This window comes from Arthrobacter sp. KUASC02 (assembly GCF_059739395.1).
In genome coordinates, this window is sequence record NZ_AP046053.1 from 4162259 (window position 1) to 4179863 (window position 17605).

At 66.3% G+C, this 17605-nt stretch carries 18 protein-coding genes; 16 read left to right on the forward strand and 2 right to left on the reverse strand.

Annotation, left to right across the window (positions count from 1 at the left end):
• Positions 1-206: 206 nt before the first annotated feature.
• Both AC6JAC_RS19090 and AC6JAC_RS19095 read right to left on the reverse strand, forming a co-directional pair.
• Positions 207-1400: an MFS transporter gene (locus AC6JAC_RS19090; RefSeq protein WP_497966875.1), complete on the reverse strand. Its 1194-nt coding sequence runs from the start codon at positions 1398-1400 to the stop codon at positions 207-209.
• Between the two features lie 83 nt (positions 1401-1483).
• Entirely contained in the window at positions 1484-2716 is a 1233-nt protein-coding gene (locus AC6JAC_RS19095) for an ROK family transcriptional regulator (protein ID WP_347898281.1), read from the reverse strand.
• Positions 2717-2889: 173 nt separating this feature from the next.
• On the opposite strand from AC6JAC_RS19095, the gene AC6JAC_RS19100 reads away from it, so the two are divergent.
• From AC6JAC_RS19100 to AC6JAC_RS19175, 16 genes are all read left to right on the forward strand, one after another.
• A complete protein-coding gene (locus tag AC6JAC_RS19100) occupies positions 2890-4017 on the forward strand; it encodes a Gfo/Idh/MocA family protein (RefSeq protein ID WP_497966106.1) in 1128 nt (375 codons plus the stop codon).
• Positions 4014-4856, forward strand: coding sequence for a hypothetical protein (locus tag AC6JAC_RS19105; RefSeq protein WP_497966108.1), 843 nt, complete (start codon positions 4014-4016; stop codon positions 4854-4856). Before AC6JAC_RS19100 ends, AC6JAC_RS19105 begins: the two co-directional genes overlap by 4 nt.
• A gap of 107 nt (positions 4857-4963) precedes the next feature.
• Positions 4964-6289 carry an ABC transporter substrate-binding protein gene (locus AC6JAC_RS19110; RefSeq protein ID WP_497966110.1) on the forward strand — a complete coding sequence of 442 codons (1326 nt, stop codon included), beginning with the start codon at positions 4964-4966 and terminating at the stop codon, positions 6287-6289.
• Positions 6290-6301: 12 nt separating this feature from the next.
• Positions 6302-7258, forward strand: coding sequence for a carbohydrate ABC transporter permease (locus AC6JAC_RS19115; RefSeq protein ID WP_497966112.1), 957 nt, complete (start codon positions 6302-6304; stop codon positions 7256-7258).
• Positions 7258-8151: a carbohydrate ABC transporter permease gene (locus AC6JAC_RS19120; protein ID WP_497966114.1), complete on the forward strand. Its 894-nt coding sequence runs from the start codon at positions 7258-7260 to the stop codon at positions 8149-8151. The genes AC6JAC_RS19115 and AC6JAC_RS19120 overlap by 1 nt, the downstream gene beginning before the upstream one ends.
• A 59-nt stretch (positions 8152-8210) precedes the next feature.
• Positions 8211-8972 (forward strand): sugar phosphate isomerase/epimerase family protein, encoded by a 762-nt coding sequence (locus tag AC6JAC_RS19125; RefSeq protein WP_028271139.1) that lies wholly within the window; start codon positions 8211-8213, stop codon positions 8970-8972.
• On the forward strand, positions 8969-10087 hold the full coding sequence (locus AC6JAC_RS19130) for a Gfo/Idh/MocA family protein (protein WP_028271140.1): 1119 nt from the start codon (positions 8969-8971) through the stop codon (positions 10085-10087). Before AC6JAC_RS19125 ends, AC6JAC_RS19130 begins: the two co-directional genes overlap by 4 nt.
• A gap of 10 nt (positions 10088-10097) precedes the next feature.
• Positions 10098-11294, forward strand: a complete 1197-nt coding sequence (locus tag AC6JAC_RS19135; RefSeq protein ID WP_497966117.1) for a Gfo/Idh/MocA family protein — start codon at positions 10098-10100, stop codon at positions 11292-11294.
• Between the two features lies 1 nt (position 11295).
• Positions 11296-12297, forward strand: coding sequence for a sugar phosphate isomerase/epimerase family protein (locus AC6JAC_RS19140; protein WP_497966119.1), 1002 nt, complete (start codon positions 11296-11298; stop codon positions 12295-12297).
• A gap of 3 nt (positions 12298-12300) precedes the next feature.
• Complete coding sequence (locus AC6JAC_RS19145) at positions 12301-13164, forward strand: 3-keto-disaccharide hydrolase (protein ID WP_497966121.1); 864 nt, start codon at positions 12301-12303, stop codon at positions 13162-13164.
• 2 nt (positions 13165-13166) lie between these two features.
• On the forward strand, positions 13167-14069 hold the full coding sequence (locus AC6JAC_RS19150; protein ID WP_497966123.1) for a TolB family protein: 903 nt from the start codon (positions 13167-13169) through the stop codon (positions 14067-14069).
• On the forward strand, positions 14062-15096 hold the full coding sequence (locus AC6JAC_RS19155) for a Gfo/Idh/MocA family protein (protein WP_497966125.1): 1035 nt from the start codon (positions 14062-14064) through the stop codon (positions 15094-15096). Before AC6JAC_RS19150 ends, AC6JAC_RS19155 begins: the two co-directional genes overlap by 8 nt.
• Positions 15089-15571 carry a heme-degrading domain-containing protein gene (locus AC6JAC_RS19160; RefSeq protein WP_497966127.1) on the forward strand — a complete coding sequence of 161 codons (483 nt, stop codon included), beginning with the start codon at positions 15089-15091 and terminating at the stop codon, positions 15569-15571. The genes AC6JAC_RS19155 and AC6JAC_RS19160 overlap by 8 nt, the downstream gene beginning before the upstream one ends.
• Before the next feature lie 10 nt (positions 15572-15581).
• Positions 15582-16133: a GNAT family N-acetyltransferase gene (locus AC6JAC_RS19165; RefSeq protein WP_497966129.1), complete on the forward strand. Its 552-nt coding sequence runs from the start codon at positions 15582-15584 to the stop codon at positions 16131-16133.
• Positions 16134-16189: 56 nt separating this feature from the next.
• Positions 16190-16924, forward strand: a complete 735-nt coding sequence (locus tag AC6JAC_RS19170) for a DsbA family oxidoreductase (protein WP_454697557.1) — start codon at positions 16190-16192, stop codon at positions 16922-16924.
• Between the two features lie 53 nt (positions 16925-16977).
• Positions 16978-17601, forward strand: coding sequence for a TetR/AcrR family transcriptional regulator (locus AC6JAC_RS19175; protein WP_347898308.1), 624 nt, complete (start codon positions 16978-16980; stop codon positions 17599-17601).
• Positions 17602-17605 lie beyond the last annotated feature (4 nt).

Sequence of the window (17605 nt, forward strand, 5' to 3'; positions counted from 1 at the left end):
GTTCGCCGGGCAACCACGCCCTTCGCAACAGGCACCCCCGAAATCCGGGGCGGCGGCCCGGCAACGGAAGCACCATTAAGCGCGAACGGACAGTTGCGGCCCTTGTTCAAGGGGCCACAACTGTCCGTTCGCGCTTTTGCGTGGGGCTTAAGTGTACGTTCGCGCGTGGGGACGCATAACAGGGAGTACGACGACGGCGGGACCCGTTAGCGGGTCTTCGGCACCTTCCGCACGGAGAGGGTGGTGCCCAGGAAGAACGCCGCCACCGAGCCGAGGATCAGCAGCAGCGGGTTGGTCCATGATCCGGACAGCCCGTGGACGTAGCCGAGGAGCGTCGGCGCAGTGGCGCCAACGGAGTAACCCACGCCCTGGACCACCGCGGACATCCGGCCAGCGGACGCCTGGTCGCGGGCCAGTTTGATGATGGCAATGAAGATGACGGTGATGCCGCCGCCCTGCGCCGCGCCGCCCAGGGAGGACCAGAGCCACCACAGTTCCGGCGCCAGCAGCAGGCCAAGGGGAACGGTCAGCCACATAACGCCCAAGGTGACCGCCACCGCCGTCGTACTGGCAAACCTGGCCACCATGGGCACGCCGAGGCCGCCCACAATGGCGAGGATCTGGAAGAGCGAGGACCCGGCGCCGGCGGCGGAGGGCGCCATGCCCAGTTCGTCGATCAGGAAGGTGGGCAGCCACGCCGTGACGCCGTAGTAGGAGAACGCCTGCCCGGCAAAACCGGCCGTGAGCCCCACAGTGATCCAGCGCGACGCCGGCCTGCCGCCGGCCGGACGGGGGTCTGAGTCCTCTACGGCGGCGGGCACGAAAGCCTGCCAGCCGGCGGCCAGCACCCAGAAAACGATGGCGGCGACGGCGAACAGCCCGCTGGCGGCCAGCGAGAGCCGCCACCCGGCCAGCTCGGCCAGCGGCGCGGTGACCACCGAGGTCAGGAAGGATCCGATGTTCAGTGCCGCGGTGTAGATGCCCATGGCAGTCCCCTGGCGCCGCGGCGAGAAGTCGCGCCGGATGATCAGGGGCACGGCGATGTTGCCGATGGTGATGGCCAGGCCGATGATCGCGGTGCCGAACAGCACCAGGACGCCGTTGCCGGCGGAGCGGACGACGACGCCGGCCAGCACACCCAGGAGGGTGAGCATGATGGCGAACTCAGCCCCGAATTTCCTGCCCGCGAACGACGCGAGGGGCGCCGCGAGGGAAAAGCACAGCACCGGAATGCCGGTCAGCAGCCCCAGTTCCACCGGCGAGAACCCAAGGTCCTGCTGCATCGGGCCCACCACGGGGGCAACCGCCACGAACGGGCCGCGCATGTTGAGTGCGATGAGTCCGATGCTCGCCAGCAGGATCCAGCCGCGCGGAACCCTGGCCAGGAAATTCGCCGTCATAAGGCGGGCTGCGGCTGGGTGCGGAAGCTGGAAATCGGTTTCATCCATTCATTGCTATCATGCCCGCGGCAAGATGACGGGCGTTATCCCGTTGCCTGCAGGGTGGCCTCGATCACGGCAGGTGACAACACATGTTGGGTGACCATTTGGCTGGCACCGAGGATCGCCGCCTGGTCGCCGGCCATCGCGAGCGCTATCCGCAGGTGTGACGTGGCCAGCGGCAGGGACCGCCGGTAAACCACCTCGCGGACTCCGGCCATCAGGTGGTCGCCGGCCTGGCCGAGGCTGCCGCCGATCACGATCACCGACGGATTCAGCAGGTTGACCACCATGGCCAGCACATCCCCCACGTCCCTGCCGGCCTGGCGGAGCGCCTGGATTGCCTGGAGGTTGCCCTCGCCGACGAGCCGCAGGACATCACCGCCCTTTTCAGCTGGAAGGCCCTGGCGTGCCAGTTCCCGGGCGACGGCGGGGCCGGATGCCAGCGCTTCGAGGCAGCCGTAGTTGCCGCAGCGGCACAGGACGTCGTCGCCGCGCGGAACGCGCACGTGCCCCAGGTCTCCTGCTGTTCCGTTGGCGCCGCGCTGGAGTTCCCCGCTGCTGATGATGCCCGCGCCGATGCCCGTGGCCACTTTGATGAAGAGGAAGTTGTCGTGCTCGGGCCAATAGGCGGTGCGTTCGCCAAGGGCCATGATGTTGACGTCGTTGTCCACCAGCACCGGAACCGGCAGCGAGCGCTGGACGTAGCGGACCACGTCGAACCCGTCCCAGCCGGGCATGATGGGCGGCTTCACCGGCATCCCGGTGGCATGCTCCACGGGGCCCGGCAGCCCGATCCCGATGCCGGCGAGGTCCGCAGTGGTCCTGCCTGCTTCACCGAGGAGTGCCTTGCCCTCCTCGACCACCCGGCCCAGGACTGCTTCCGGGCCGTCGGCGACGTCCTGGGCCAGGCGGCGTTCGGACAGCACATTGCCGCCAAGGTCGGTGACGGCAACGATCACATGCGTGGCCCCGACGTCGACCGCCAGGACGGCGCGGGCGGCGGGATTGAAGGCAAAGCGCGACGGCGGCCTGCCGCCGCTGGAGCTCGCCTCACCGGCGGGGCCCACCAGCCCGGAGGAGATCAGGGCGTCGATGCGGGCGGCCACGGTGGACCGCGCCAGCCCGGTGGTCAGGGCCAGTTCGGCCCGGGTGCGGGCTTTGCCGTCGCGGAGCAGCTGGAAGAGGTCGCCGGCCCGGGAAAGACTGCCCGCACCATCGGGGGCGGCGTCCGGTCCTGCTTCGGTGCCGGACTCTTTTCCAGGCGTGGGATTCATGAGTCAGTGATAGCACGAAGCTCTTATGCATGTCACGCCGCCGAAAGATTGTCGGGAACTTTTCAACTTTTGCTTGACGATCGACAAAAGTAGTTCTAGCTTGATCTGTGAGCGGTGTCACTGAAAGCGGACGCCGGCCACCACGCTCCAGCTACTACAAAGAGGTAAGCAACTTGTCGAGCCAAGCACAGGCATCACCGGCCCTCCTGGGCGTCGGCATTCTGGGCGCCGGACCTGTTACCCAGGCCATCCACCTGCCGTCGCTTGCACGGTTGGGGAACATCCTGGAAGTCCGCCACATCATGGACGTCGACCCCGCAGTGGCAGCATCGGTGGCAGGCAGGGTAGGAGCACGCTTCAGCACCAGCATGGAGGAACTCCTCGCAGACACCGCCGTGGACATCGTGGCCATCTGCAGCCCGCACCAGTTCCACGCAGCCCAGGTCATCGCGGCCTGCCGGGCGGGCAAGAAGGCCGTCCTGTGCGAAAAGCCGTTTGCCATGAACGGCGAAGAGGCCGCCGCAATCTCCGCTGTATCAGCCGAGACCGGCGTCCCCATCATCGTCGGAGCCATGCACACCTTCGATCCCGGCTGGCTCGCGGCGGAAGGTGCCTGGGGCGACCTGCCGGAGCAGGTGCACACCGTCCGGTCCTCCATCGTCCTTCCGCCGAACCCTCGCTTCGAAGACTTTGCCACCGAGATCGTGGGCCGCGTGTCCCTGCCGTCCAGTGACCCGACCGACCCGGAAGTCATCAAGGCCATGCTCACAGGCGGGGTGATGGGCCTGGCCATCCACGACCTTCCGCTGGTCCGCCGCTTCACCCCGGACTTCGCTGACGTGGAGGTCCTGCATGCTGAAATCGTCCGCCCTTTCGGCTACGTCATCTCCCTGCGGGCCGGAAACGTAACCATCGAGCTCCGTGCAGCCATGAACGCCACGTGGGAGCCCGCCTGGGAGTTTGAGGCCATCGGCGACGACGCGGCCCTGAAAATCGACTTCACCCCGTCCTACGTCCAGGCCGGCTCGGCAACCGCCCGGATCCGGACGGCCGGGCGCACCACGGTCCTTGGCCCCTTCGGCCACAACGGCTACGAGGGCGAGTGGCGAAAACTGGCGGAACTGGCCGGCGGCACCGGCCAGCCCCCGTCCGCCGAGACCCTGATCCATGACCTTGAGTTTGCACTGGCAATCGCCGAAGCGGCCGCAAGCCGGGTAGATACAGGCCGGGTTGATGCTGGCCGGGTTGATGCTGGCAGCGCCGCCAGCGGGACAACAGAAGACCAGGAGGTCAACGCATGACCACGCAGCTGTCCGTGTATGCGGATCCGCAGGCTGAAGCAGCAGGTGCGGTGTCCGCCGTCGTCGCTTCCCTGCCCTTGTCCTTTGCCCCCGCCGGCCCCGCCGCCCCGGCAGCTTCAGTGCCGGAGGCTTCCGCGCCGGACATCACCGCGGTCTCGGGCCATGCGGGCTGGACCGAACGGGCGGCCGCCGCGGTCCGCAAGGGAGCCAAGGGCATTGTGGTGTCCTCGCCGGTGGCTGAAGATCCCGCCGCACTGATCGGTGTCGCCGAAGCCGCCGGCTCCGTGGTGGTGCTCGACCAGCCGTGGGCCGGCAACCTGGCGCTGTCCGGCTCCAGCGAGAACGTGCACGGCGTCATCGCCGCTGCCCTCGAGGATGCCGTCCTGCTCGACTCGGTTGCCATTGGGGTACCCGGAACGGACCCCCGGGACCTGCTGACGGAACAGTTCTCCGTGCTGGTCCAATGCGGGATAGCGGTGCAGAACGTGCGGATGGTACAGCGCAACGCAAACGGCTACACGGTTGCCGGAGTCCTGGCCAGCGGCGCACCGGTCGCTTTGCAGGGCATCCTCACCTCCGCGCTGCCGGCCACGGCCAGTGTCTCGATCCTCACCTCAACCGGCCGTGCCGACGTCGTGCTGCCGGACCCGGCAGCGGCATGGCCGGCCGTGGTCCGGGCTGTAACCAAAGAAGGAGCGACGGCGCTTCCCACCCTGTACGAATCGTCCCACCGGACCAGCTGGTCGAGGGTCCACTCGCATCTTTCGTCCGGGATTCCGGCCACCGACCTGGCCCAGTTCTCCACTGTCTTGTCCCTCGTCAGCCAACTCACCAGCTAGACAGCCTTACCGAACCACCAGCAGTTCCCGCTCTTCCAGTCAGCATCCACTCATTGTCGAGAAGGGCCCGGGCATTCAGTCACTCCGGGCCCTGAAAGGAAACCATCGTGTCTACCAAACCCTCCATCGCATCTTCCGCCTTCTCCCGGCGGGGGTTCCTGGGCTTCGCTGCCGCCGCGGCCTCCGTTCCCCTCCTCGCCGCCTGTGGCGGCGGTTCAGCTTCGCAGGGCGGAGGCGGCGGAGCCGGCGGAACCATCAAGTTCTGGGACATGCCGTGGGCCACCCCCGCCTACAACGACGCCGCCAAGAAGATCGCCGAAGGCTTCTCCGGAGCCAACAGCAAGGCCAGCTACCAGATCATCCAGTGGAACAACTTCTACCAGACGTTCTCCTCGGCGATCGCGTCCAAGACCGGCCCCGCGGTGTCCACCGGCGGCGGCTTCCAGGCCTTCCAGTTCGAGAAGCAGGGCCAGATTGCCTACGCGGACAAGGTCATCGAGACGCTGAAGAAGAACGGCCAGTTCGACGACTTCCTGCCGGGTGTGCTGGACCCGTTCAAGTCAGACAAGGGGTACGTAGCCGTTCCGTGGCAGCTGGACATGCGGGTGTTCTGGTACCGCAAGTCGCTGTTCGAGAAGGCCAACGTGGCCCTTCCGACCGACTGGCCGTCCCTCCTCGAAGCCGGCAAGGCACTCAAGAAGGTCGGCGCGTTCGGCTTCACCACCGGTGCCGGGTCAGGAAACAACTACGCCAACCACTCCATGATCATGATGATGGTCAACAACGGCGGCGGTGTCTTCACCAAGGACGGCGAACTTGACCTGATGAACGACCGCAACGTCGAAGCCATGGAATTCGTCCTGGAACTGGTGTCCAACGGAATCGTCGATCCCGCTGCCGTCAGCTACACCACCGACAACATGTCCGCCCAGTGGAAGGACGGCAAGGCCGGATACGGCCTGTTCCAGGCCAATGTCCCGCAGCGCGTCGGCGACACCTCCGGTGATCTGCTCGTCGCGGACCCCATCACAGGCCCGCACGGGGACAAGGCAACCATCGTTTTCCCGAACAACATCATGATGTACACGAACACCCCGTCGCAGGAGGCCTCCGAGGCGTTCCTGGTCTACTACCTGGGCCAGCTCAAGGAACTGTGGCGCCAGAAGCTCATGTCCGCCCTTCCGGTCTTCAAGTCCATCACCGAACTGCCCGAGTTTGCCTCGGACCCCAACAACGTGAAGATCGTCAAGGATTGGCAGCCCATCGCCAAGACCTTCGCTTCCCAGGGCAACACGCTGAACGCGAACCTCGCAGCTCTCGACGGCGGCCAGGCACTGAACCAGTTCAGCCAGACCATCATTACAGGCAAGTCTGATGCCAAGACCGCGCTGCAAACCTTCCAGTCCGCCCTCGAATCGGTTCTGAAAAAGTAGAGCGGCCGGTACATGACAACCACTACAGCGCAGTCCGGACTTAGCCGGGCCCGCAAGGGAATCGCTCCCAGCGGGACCGGGAGCGGCAACCGCAAGAGCAAGCTGTCCGCTCAAACCACCAGGACCTTCTTCTGGCTCCTGCTCCCGTCCGTGGTCCTGCTGGTCCTGATCCACGGTTATCCCCTTATCCACGCGGCAGTCCAAGCCACGCATGACGGAGACCTCCTGCAAACTGGAGACTTCGTCGCAGGCGATAACTTCGCCAAGGTCCTGTCCTCCCCGGCATTCTGGAAAGCGGCGCAATTCACCCTGATGTTCACCATCGTGGGTGTCTTCGGATCGTGGCTGGTCGGCCTTGGACTCGCTCTCCTCCTGCGGACGAAGATCCCCGCCGGCGGCACCTTCAAGGTCCTCCTCCTGCTGCCCTGGGTGGTGCCGATCGTGGTGTCCTCCACCGCGTGGAACTGGCTGGTGGCAACCCCGGACAGCCTGATTCCGTCCCTGTTCCGCAATCTGGGGCTTGGCACTCCGCTGTTCCTGGCTGATCCCAACCTCGCGGCCATAACGGTCATGGTGTTCAAAGTCTGGGTCAGCTTCCCGTTCATGATGATGATGATCTCGGCGGCCCTCGCCTCTGTGGACAGCACCGTCTACGAAGCGGCCAGCATGGACGGCGCCACGCGCTGGCAGCAGTTCAGCCAGATCACGCTTCCTTTGATCGCCCGGTCCACGTATATCTCCTGGATCTTGATGACCATCTTCTGCGTCAATGACTTCCCCACCATCTACCTGCTGACAGGCGGCGGCCCGGTCAACGCCACCACCTCATTGGTGGTCCTGGCCTACCGTACGGTCTTCCAGGACTTCGCCACCGGACCCGGCGTGGCCATCGCCTTCCTCATGACCATGACCCTGGTTGTCATCTCCGTTCTTCTGTACCGCCAGATCCGAAAGTCGAGCGTCGAATAATGAGCGCAGTAGTCCACGCCCATCCCCAGTCCGGGCCCGTCCTCGGCGTCGCCGGACCAGCCAAGAACAAGCGCGTCCTCTCCGAAGCGGGCGATCGCGGCCGCTGGTGGCGGTTCACCGCCATCCTGCTCATCACCGCGATAGTCCTGGTTCCGATCATGGTCACGGTGGTGCTCGCCTTCACCCCCGGACCCAACAGCACCGCAACGGGCCTGACATTCGAGAACCTCGCCAGCGTCTTCTCCGGCACGCTCGCCGCCACCTGGCTGCAGAACAGCCTGATCACCACCCTGTCCACAGTGCTGGTATCCGTAGCCGTGGCCGCACCCGCCGGCTACGTCCTTTCCCGCGGCCGGTCCAAAGCGGTCTCCGGCTACTCCCTGCTCCTGTTCGTCATGCAGTCCCTGCCGATCATCACCTCAGTGGTGCCGCTGTTCATCCTCTTCGCAGCCATGGGACTGGTGGACAACCTGCTGGGCATCACCATCATCTATGTCGGCTCCACCATGACCGTCGCGACGTGGATGATGGCCGCCTACTTCGACTCCATCCCGATCAGCCTCGAAGAAGCCTCCTGGATCGATGGATGCTCCGTCTTCGGATCGTTCACCAAGGTGGTACTCCGCAACTCGCTTCCCGGCATCCTCTCCACAGCGATCTTCGCCTTCCTGCTGGCCTGGAACGACTACCTCGTAGCCATCGTGTTCCTGCGCTCCAACGAGATCTTCACCCTCCCCATGGGCGTGCAGTCCTTCTTCCAGCAGAACGCCACCGACTGGACCTCAGTTATGGCACTCGCCGTGGTCATGATGCTCCCGCCCATCATCGTCTTCGCCACCCTGAACAAGTACTTCAGCGTCGGCGGCATCGGCGGATCCCTCGCCGGCCGCTAGGTCCAGGCCCTCCCCCAGAACCGCACTTCCGAAAAGAAAACTCCCGCAAAGGAACGATCATGTCTTACTCGCTTCAGCTGTACACCCTGCGCAATGCCATCCAGGAAGACCTGCCCGGCACCATCAGGAAGGTAGCTGAGATCGGCTTCACCCAGGTTGAGCCCTACAACTTCGTGGCCACGTCAGCCGAACTCGGTGCCGCGCTCAAGGAGAACGGCCTCACCGCACCGTCCGGCCACGCACCCCTGCTCAGCCAGGACCAGGACGAAATCTTTGCAGCTGCCAGGGAACTGGGCATCAGCACCGTCATCGATCCGTACCTGCCGGCCGAGCACTGGCAGAAGGCCGAGGACATCCAGGCCACCGCCGCAAAGCTCAACGCTGCAGCCAAGAAGGGCGCCGAATACGGCATCCGCGTCGGATACCACAACCACGCCTGGGAGCTGGAGTCCATCATCGACGGCCGTACGGCACTGGAATACTTCGCTGACCTCCTGGACCCCGAACTGGTCCTGGAAGTGGACACGTACTGGGTTGCCGTCGGCGGCCAGGATCCCGTGGACATCCTCGCCAAACTCGGCGACCGGGTGAAGTTCATCCACATCAAGGACGGCCCGGCCACCACCGACACCAAGGCCCAGCAGCCCGCCGGCCAGGGCAAGATCGCCGTGTGGGACGTCATCGGGGCCGCCAAGTCCCTCGAAGTGGGCGTCGTGGAGTTCGACGACTACTCCGGCGACATCTTCGACGGCATCGCCCAGTCCCTGGCGTTCCTGAACACCGAAGCAAACACCGAAGCAAGTGAAGGAGCACGGGCATGAGCACCCCCTCCACGAAGCGAGGTCCGGTGGGCGTCGCCGTCATCGGCGCCGGCAACATCAGCAAGCAGTACCTGGACAACCTGACCACCTTCCCGGACCTCAAGGTCCACGTCATCGCCGACCTGTTCGAGGATGCCGCGGCCGCCCGGGCAAAGGAATACGGGATCGCCGAATCCGGCGGGGTGGACGCGGCACTGAACCATCCCGACGTCGAAATCATCGTCAACCTGACCATCCCGGCGGCGCACGTGGAGGTGGCAACGGCCGCCGTCAACGCAGGCAAGCACGTGTGGACCGAAAAGCCGTTCTCGCTGGACCGCGAATCGGGGCTGGGGCTGCTCAAAGCAGCCGACGCTGCGGGGCTGCGGCTCGGCTGCGCCCCGGACACGTTCCTCGGCGCGGGGCTGCAGACCGCCCGGCGGCTGATTGAACGCGGCGACATCGGCACCCCGCTGACCGCGATGACCACGTTTCAGACCCCGGGACCGGAATCCTGGCACCCGAATCCGGCGTTCCTCTTCCAGTACGGCGCCGGCCCCCTGTTCGACATGGGCCCCTACTACCTCACCGCGCTGGTCCAGACCTTCGGGTCCGTGCGCCGCGTGGCGGCCATCGGTTCCAAAGCCAAGGAAGTCCGCGTCATCGGGTCCGGACCCAAACTGGGCGAGGAGTTCACCGTGGAGGTCCCCACCCACGTGTCCGCGATGGCCCAGTTCGAGGGCGGCCAGTCCTCGCACAGCGTTTTTTCGTTCGAGTCACCCCGCCAGCGGATGGGCTTCGTGGAGATCACCGGCACGGAAGCCACCATCTCCCTCCCGGACCCGAACTATTTCGACGGCGACGTGCGGCTCTGGCGCGCGGGCGACGAGGAGTGGACCGTCGTCCCCGCAACGGGACCGTCCAACGGCCGCGGCATGGGCGTGCTGGACATGGCCCGCTCCATCCGGGCCGGGGTTCCGCACCGCGCCACGGGCAACCTGGCCTACCACGTGCTGGACACCATGGTCTCGATTTCCGAATCCGTTGAGTCCGGCGCCTTTGTCAACGTCGAAAGCTCCGCGCCCGCGTCCCCTGCCCTCCCCGAGGACTGGGACCCCACCGCTTCCACCCTCTAGGAACCAGGCAATGAACTCCCCCGAAAGCACGGACGGCACCAATCCCGACAACCCACCGCTGGGTGTGGCGATGATCGGCTACGCGTTTATGGGCAAGGCCCACTCGAACGCCTGGCGGAACGTCGCGTCCTACTTCGACGTCCCGGCCTTCGAGCAGAAAGTGCTCGTCGGCCGGGACGCCGGGCAGGTCGCGGCCGCCGCCGAGAAATACGGCTGGGCGGAAACAGCGACCGACTGGCGCTCGGTCCTGGAGCGGGACGACATTCACATCGTGGACATCTGCGCCCCGGGCTGGATGCACGCCGAGATCGCCGTCGCGGCGCTGGAGGCCGGCAAGCACGTCCTGGTCGAGAAGCCCCTGGCCAACACCCTGGCCGAGGCTGAAGCCATGGCGGATGCCGCCCGGTCCGCCCGGGAACGCGGTGTGCAGTCCATGATCGGCTTCAACTACCGCCGTGTCCCGGCCCTGGCCCTCGCGAAAGAGCTCATCGCCGAAGGCCGGCTCGGTACCGTCCGGCACGTCCGCGCCGCGTACCTGCAGGACTGGCTGGTGGACCCGGACTCCCCCATGACGTGGCGGCTGAACAAGGAAACCGCCGGGTCCGGCGCGCTGGGCGACATCGCCTCGCACGCCATCGACCAGGTCATGTTCCTGCTCGGCGGCACCGTCACGGAGGTTTCGGGCCGGCTGCACACCTTCGTGAACAGCCGCCCGGGGGCGGACGGCCCCGAAGAGGTAACGGTCGACGACGCCGCCTGGGCCACGCTGACCCTGGACTCCGGGACCATCGCCTCGGTGGAGGTCTCCCGCATGGCGACGGGCCAGAAGAACTCCCTGAAGCTGGAAATCTACGGGGACAAGGGCTCCCTCCTGTTCGACCTGGAAACCATCAACGAACTCGGTTTCCTGGACGCCACCCTCCCGGTCCGCGAGCAGGGGTTCCGCCGGATCCTGGTCAACGAACCCGAGCACCCGTACATGGCCGCCTGGTGGCCGCAGGGGCACGTGATCGGCTGGGAGCACACCTTCACGCACGAAATCCGCGACTTCCTTGCCGCAATCGACGGCGGCACCCCGCCCTCGCCGTCGTTCGATGAGGGCCTGGCCGTGCAGCGGGTGCTGGCCGCCATCGAAGAATCCGCAAACGCCAAGTCCTCCATCATCCAGCTCACTGCTTCCCCCGTCCCCGCCATTGAAGGAGCCTGACATGCCCCGCCCGTACACCCTGTTCACCGGCCAGTGGGCAGACCTCCCGTTCGAGGAAGTCGCCAAGCTGGCTTCCGGCTGGGGCTATGACGGCCTCGAAATCGCCGTCTCCGGGGACCACCTGGACGCCTGGCGCTGGGACGAACCCGGCTACGTCGAAGCCAAACTCGCCGTCCTGGAGAAGTACAACCTGAAGGTCTGGGCCATCTCCAACCACCTCAAGGGCCAGGCCGTCTGCGATGACCCGATCGACTTCCGTCACGAAGCCATCGTCGGGTCCAAAGTCTGGGGTGACGGGGACCCCGAAGGCGTCCGCCAGCGCGCCGCCGAGGAAATGAAGCACACTGCCCGGCTCGCCAAAGCCCTCGGCGTGGACACGGTCGTCGGGTTCACCGGCTCCTCCATCTGGCAGTATGTCGCGATGTTCCCGCCGGTGCCGGAGAAGGTCATCGAGGCCGGCTACCAGGACTTCGCGGACCGCTGGAACCCCATCCTGGACGTCTTTGACGAATGCGGGGTCCGCTTCGCCCACGAAGTCCACCCGTCCGAGATCGCCTACGACTACTGGACCACCGTCCGCACCCTCGAAGCGATCGGACACCGCGAAGCGTTCGGCCTGAACTGGGACCCGTCCCACTTCATGTGGCAGGGCATCGACCCCGTCTCCTTTATCTGGGACTTCAAGGACCGGATCTACCACGTGGACTGCAAGGACACCAAGCTCCGCCCCACCGGCCGGAACACCGTCATGGGCTCGCACCTGCCCTGGGGCGACCCGCGCCGCGGCTGGGACTTCGTCTCCGCCGGACGCGGCGACGTGCCCTGGGAATCGTCCTTCCGCGCCCTCACCGCCATCGGCTACAACGGCCCGATCTCCGTCGAATGGGAAGACGCCGGCATGGACCGCCTCCACGGCGCCCCCGAAGCCCTCGCCGCCCTCAAAAAGTTCGACTTCCCCGCCTCCCAGACCAGCTTCGACGCCGCCTTCAGCAGCAAGGACTAGTTCATGGCAGGCACTGCAACGCACGATGGCGACGACGGTTTTGTGCCGCTGTTCGACGGCACCACCCTGGCCGGGTGGCGATCCGTGCCACGCGTCTATGGCACCGAGTATCCGGGCGGCCCGGCCCTCTCGGAACGCTTTGCCGCCCTGGGGTTGACCCCACCTGTGGAACCCGAGAAGCACCCGGCCCGCTGGTTCGTGGAAGACGGCGTCCTGGTGGGCGAGCAGGACTCCCCCGGCAGCGGCTACGGCGGCTACCTGGTGAGCGAGCAGGCCTTCGGCGACTTCGAACTCGTGCTGGACATGCGCCCTGACTGGCCGGCAGACACCGGCGTGATGATCCGGCGCCGGCCGGATACATGGGAAGGTTTCCAGGTTCTCGTGGACCACCGCCCCTCCGGCGGCATCGGCGGGTTCTTCGGCAACGGGCTGGCGAGCTTCTCCGCCGTCCCCTTCGCCGTCAATGTGGCAATGGACGCTGACGGCCGGCCAACCGGTTTGATTACGGACAACCCGGCCACCTCGGTGGAGCCTGTTACGGAGGAAAAGCGTGCCCGCCTGAAGCACGCCGCCGACGTCGGGGACTTCCTCGACGTCTGGCGCTGGAGCGGCTGGAACGAACTCCGCATCCGCTGCGTCGGTGCCCTGCCGGTCATCACCACCTGGGTCAACGGACTCAAGATCGCCGAACTGGACACCGCCACGCTGGACTCGCCGAACTACAACCCGGCGGATGTCCTGGGTGTCCTCGGCGAGCGCGGGCATATCGCCTTGGAAGTCCACGACAACGACTCCATGTTCGGCGAAGCCCGCTGGGGCAAGGGCGCGCAGTGCCGGTGGCGGAACATCCGGATCAAGGAGCTCTGAGCATGCTGCGCACCCTTCAGCCCGGCCAGCGCTGCGAAGTGTGGATAGCGTCCGCCACGGGCGAATCCGAACTTGTCTACAGCACCGACGAACTCCTCCTCGAAGCGCCGAACTGGACCCTGGACGGCTCGGCCCTGATCCTCAACGGGGACGGGAAGCTGTGGAGCTTCGATGTGGCGGACGGGAGGCTCAGCCACGTCCCCCTGGGCGGCAGCCCGGATCTCAACAACGACCACGTCCTGGCGCCCGACGGGCAGGCGATCTACCTCTCGGCGAACGACGGGCACATCTACCGTGCCCCGCTTGGCGGCGGCGAGGCGGAGCGGATCACCGACGACGACGGCTCCTTCCACTTCCTCCACGGCGTCAGCCCGGACGGCCGCGAACTAGCCTACGTGGGTATCGAGGCGGGCGACTTTACGCTGCCGGGCCGGCTCAGGACCATACCGTCCGACGGCGGCGCTACCGCCGGCGTTGATGTCGGCCCCGGCCATTGCGACGGGCCGGAATATTCGCCCGACGGCAAGTGGCTCTATCTGAACACGGAGTCCTTCAGCGCCCTCCCCGGCCATGCACAGCTTGCCCGCGTGCAGGTTGACGGCAGCGGTTTCGAACGCCTCCTTGAAAGCCACACCGTCGACTGGTTCCCGCATCTCTCCCACAACGGCGAGCTGGCCAGCTACATCCGCTTCCCCGCAGGCACGGAGGGCCACCCCGCGGACCTGCCGGTCGCCGTCGTGCTTGTCTCCACCGGCGACTGGACCGCACCGCTGCACATCTGGCCCCTCTTCGGCGGCCAGGGAACCCTCAACGTCAACAGTTGGTCGCCGGATTCCAGGCGCTTTGCGTTTGTGGCGTACCCGCTGGCCAACACCAACCCATCAAAGGACAACGTTCGTGGCTAATCAACCCACCGGCACTTCCGACGGAGCGATCCGCTGGGGCATCCTTGGCACCGGCTTCACCGCCGGGCTGCAGGCTCAGGACCTGAACGAGAACGGCTTCACGGTCCAGGCCGTCGGGTCACGCTCGCTGGACTCGAGCAAAGCGTTTGCCGAGCAGTACGGCGTGGCAACCGCGCACGGCAGCTATGAGGATTTGGTGGCGGACCCGCTGGTTGACGTGGTCTACATCGCCACGCCGCACCCTTTCCACCACGCGAACGCGCTACTGGCGTTGAATGCCGGCAAGCATGTGCTCGTGGAGAAGTCGTTCACCATGAACGCCCGCGAGGCCCGGGACATTGTTGGCCTCGCGGAATCCAAGGGACTCGTGGCGCTGGAAGCCATGTGGACCCGGTTCCTGCCGCACATGGTCCGCCTCCGCGAAATCATCCAGGAAGGCACCATCGGCGAGGTCCGGAAAGTGGTGGCCAGCCACAACCAGAGCCTGCCCAAGGATCCTGCGCACCGGCTAAACGATCCTGCACTGGGCGGCGGAGCGCTGCTGGACCTCGGCATCTACCCGGTCTCCTTTGCGTTCGACATCCTGGGCACCCCGGAGACCATTCGCGCCAGTGCCTCGATGACCGCGACGGGTGTGGACCGGCAGACTGCAGCGATCTTTGACTATGCCGGCGGTCAGCAGGCCATTGTGGACTGCGAACTGGACGCCGCCAGCGCCAACCGGGCCATGGTCATCGGGACCGAAGGGTGGATCGACCTCGAATCCACCTGGTACAACCCCGTGCCCTTCACCGTTCATGCCGTGGATGGCAGCGTCATTGAACGCTACGAGCAGCCCGTCGCCAGCCGCGGCATGCAGTACCAGGCTGCAGAGCTGGAACGCCTCATCAGAGCGGGCGATACCGCCGGCACCATCCTTCCTCCAAGTGAATCAGTGGCCGTTATGGCGGCGATGGACGAAATCCGCCGCCAGATCGGGCTCAGCTACGACGCCGACGTTGCCGTTCAGGGGACTCCTAATGACTGACAGCGAATCACCGCGGATCACCGAACTGCGCCGGCACGAGGAAGAGCTCGTTTTCCCGGGCTTTGACCATCACGACGCCTGGCGCCTCGGCTCCCTCATCGCCAACCGCGCCATCGCCGCCGGCCATTCCGTGGCCATCGATATCCGGCGCCACAACATAGTGCTGTTCCGCTGCGTCCTGCCCGGCGCCACAGCCGACCAGGAGGAATGGATCCGCCGCAAAGCGGCGTCCACGCTGCGCTTTGAGCACAGCACGGCATTGCTGTCCGAGGAGTTCTCGGCCAAGGCCTCCGATCCCACACAAGGAGGGTGGCTCACGCCGGAGGACTACACGCTGGCCGGAGGCTCCTTCCCTGTCCGGGTGCGGGGCACGGGCGTCGTGGCCGCAGTCACGGCCTCCGGGCTGTCCTCGGACGACGACCATCAACTGGTGGTCGACAGCATCAGGACCTACCTCGCGGAGGTCGCGGGCTAGGATTTTGGGCATGACGCACACCATCCGCAAAGCAACAGCGGACGACGCCGGGTCGCTGGCAGGGCTCGCCGCCGTCACCTTTCCGCTGGCCTGCCCGCCGCAGTCCTCCCCCGCCGATATCGCGGCGCACCTTGCCAACACCCTCAGCGAGGCGAACTTCCGGAGCTATCTGGCGGACCCCGGCATCACGGTCCTGGTGATCGATTCCGACGGGGACCTCCGCGGTTACAGCATGCTCGTGGACCGGCCGGCCGCTGATCCGGACGTTGCCGCCGCGCTGACCCTGTTGCCCTCGGCGGAGCTCAGCAAATGCTATGTCCACCCGGACCATCACGGGCTCGGTGCCGCGGCCGAGCTCATGCACGCGAGCCTCGGCCAGGCCGCAGCATCCGGAGCCCGCGGCATGTGGCTGGGCGTCAACAGCCAGAACGCCAAGGCCATCCGTTTCTACGAGAAATCCGGCTTCCGGAAGGTCGGCACCAAATCGTTCAACCTGGGAACCACGGTGGAGCACGACTTCGTGATGGAGCGGGCGGTCCCCCACCCCCAAGCTGCCCAGTGACGAACGTGACATGCCTGCCGGGGAATGGACCCGGTAAGCACGCGGTTGTCGCCAGCATGAAGATTGAGATCTGGTCCGATGTCGCGTGTCCCTGGTGCTACATCGGCAAGCGCCGTTTCGAAGCCGCCCTGGCCGAGTTCCCGCACCGCGAGTCCGTGGAGGTGCAGTGGCGCAGCTACCAGCTGGACCCCACCCTTCCCGAGCACTACGACGGTACCGAGCTGGAGTACCTCAGCACCCGCAAGGGCATGGCACCGGCCCAGGTCTCGCAGATGTTCGACCATGTGGCGGAACAGGCCAAGGGCGAGGGCCTCAACTACCGGTTTGACGCCGTCGTGGTTGCCAACAGCTTCACGGCCCACCGGCTGATCCACCTGGCTGCCGCCCACGGCAAGCAGGATGCCGCCAAAGAGCGCCTGCTGAGCGACCATTTTGAGCACGGCAAGGACATCGGCAGCCGCGAATACCTCACGTCCCTGGGACAGGACCTGGGGATCGACGCCGGCGAACTGGACGAGCTGTTCACCACCGACAAGTACGCGGACGACGTCCGGTTCGACTTCGAAGAGGGCCGCGCCCTGGGCATCAGCGGCGTGCCGTTCTTCGTGATCGACCGCAAGTACGGCCTGTCCGGCGCCCAGCCGTCGGCGATGTTCAGCCAGGCGCTCAACCAGGCATGGCAGGAAAAGCAGCCCTTGGTCATGGCCGGCGCCGGCGCTCCGGGCAGCGAAGGCGGCAATGGCAGCGACGGCGGCGCGGAAGCCTGCGGCCCCGACGGCTGCGCCATCTGACTCCCCGGCGCCGGCGGCCGTGGTTTGCTGACAGATCACTGTAAAGTGTCTGTATGCCTAGGATTTCGGCCGCCACGAATGCTGCCCAACGAGCCGAGACCCAACGCCGCATCCTGACCGGCTTCGGCGAGCTCCTCTTCACCCACGGCCTGCCCGGGCTCACCATGACCGATGTTGCCCGCCATGCCGGCATCGGACGCACTGCCGTGTACAACTACTACGCGGACATCGAAGAGCTGCTGATCGCCTACGCGCTGGATGAAACCGAGCGCTTCCTCGACGGCCTGCGGGAGTCGCTGCAGTCCCTGGAGAACCCGGTGGAGCGCCTGGCGCTGTACGTCCGGACCCAGGTGGAGGACCTGAGCCGCCGCCACCTGCCGCCGGGTCCGGCCATGGCCGCCGTGCTGTCGCCGACGTCCTTTTCGAAGCTGGCGGACCACGTGGGCGAACTCAGCCTCCTCCTGCAGGACATCCTGCGGGACGCGATGGCGCAGGGCTACCTTCCCGAGGCGGACATCACCCAGCTGGCGCAGCTCATCCACGGCACGCTGTCCTCCAGTGCCGCCCGCGGCGACGGCACCCCCGAAGCGGTGCTCCGCACCGTACGGTTCATCCAGCTGGGCGCGGGGGCACGGTTCGACGACGACGGCCGCCCCGTCAGGCTCACCGCACCGTAGCCTG

Bases quoted from the DNA above. Each gene is read 5' to 3' on its own strand.
- AC6JAC_RS19125 (WP_028271139.1), top strand. From the start codon at position 8,211: ATGTCTTACTCGCTTCAGCTGTACACCCTGCGCAATGCCATCCAGGAA.
- AC6JAC_RS19170 (WP_454697557.1), top strand. From the start codon at position 16,190: ATGAAGATTGAGATCTGGTCCGATGTCGCGTGTCCCTGGTGCTACATC.
- AC6JAC_RS19175 (WP_347898308.1), top strand. From the start codon at position 16,978: ATGCCTAGGATTTCGGCCGCCACGAATGCTGCCCAACGAGCCGAGACC.
- AC6JAC_RS19150 (WP_497966123.1), top strand. From the start codon at position 13,167: ATGCTGCGCACCCTTCAGCCCGGCCAGCGCTGCGAAGTGTGGATAGCG.
- AC6JAC_RS19130 (WP_028271140.1), top strand. From the start codon at position 8,969: ATGAGCACCCCCTCCACGAAGCGAGGTCCGGTGGGCGTCGCCGTCATC.
- AC6JAC_RS19135 (WP_497966117.1), top strand. From the start codon at position 10,098: ATGAACTCCCCCGAAAGCACGGACGGCACCAATCCCGACAACCCACCG.
- AC6JAC_RS19120 (WP_497966114.1), top strand. From the start codon at position 7,258: ATGAGCGCAGTAGTCCACGCCCATCCCCAGTCCGGGCCCGTCCTCGGC.
- AC6JAC_RS19105 (WP_497966108.1), top strand. From the start codon at position 4,014: ATGACCACGCAGCTGTCCGTGTATGCGGATCCGCAGGCTGAAGCAGCA.
- AC6JAC_RS19165 (WP_497966129.1), top strand. From the start codon at position 15,582: ATGACGCACACCATCCGCAAAGCAACAGCGGACGACGCCGGGTCGCTG.
- AC6JAC_RS19090 (WP_497966875.1), bottom strand. From the start codon at position 1,400: ATGACGGCGAATTTCCTGGCCAGGGTTCCGCGCGGCTGGATCCTGCTG.
- AC6JAC_RS19140 (WP_497966119.1), top strand. From the start codon at position 11,296: ATGCCCCGCCCGTACACCCTGTTCACCGGCCAGTGGGCAGACCTCCCG.
- AC6JAC_RS19160 (WP_497966127.1), top strand. From the start codon at position 15,089: ATGACTGACAGCGAATCACCGCGGATCACCGAACTGCGCCGGCACGAG.
- AC6JAC_RS19095 (WP_347898281.1), bottom strand. From the start codon at position 2,716: ATGAATCCCACGCCTGGAAAAGAGTCCGGCACCGAAGCAGGACCGGAC.
- AC6JAC_RS19145 (WP_497966121.1), top strand. From the start codon at position 12,301: ATGGCAGGCACTGCAACGCACGATGGCGACGACGGTTTTGTGCCGCTG.
- AC6JAC_RS19115 (WP_497966112.1), top strand. From the start codon at position 6,302: ATGACAACCACTACAGCGCAGTCCGGACTTAGCCGGGCCCGCAAGGGA.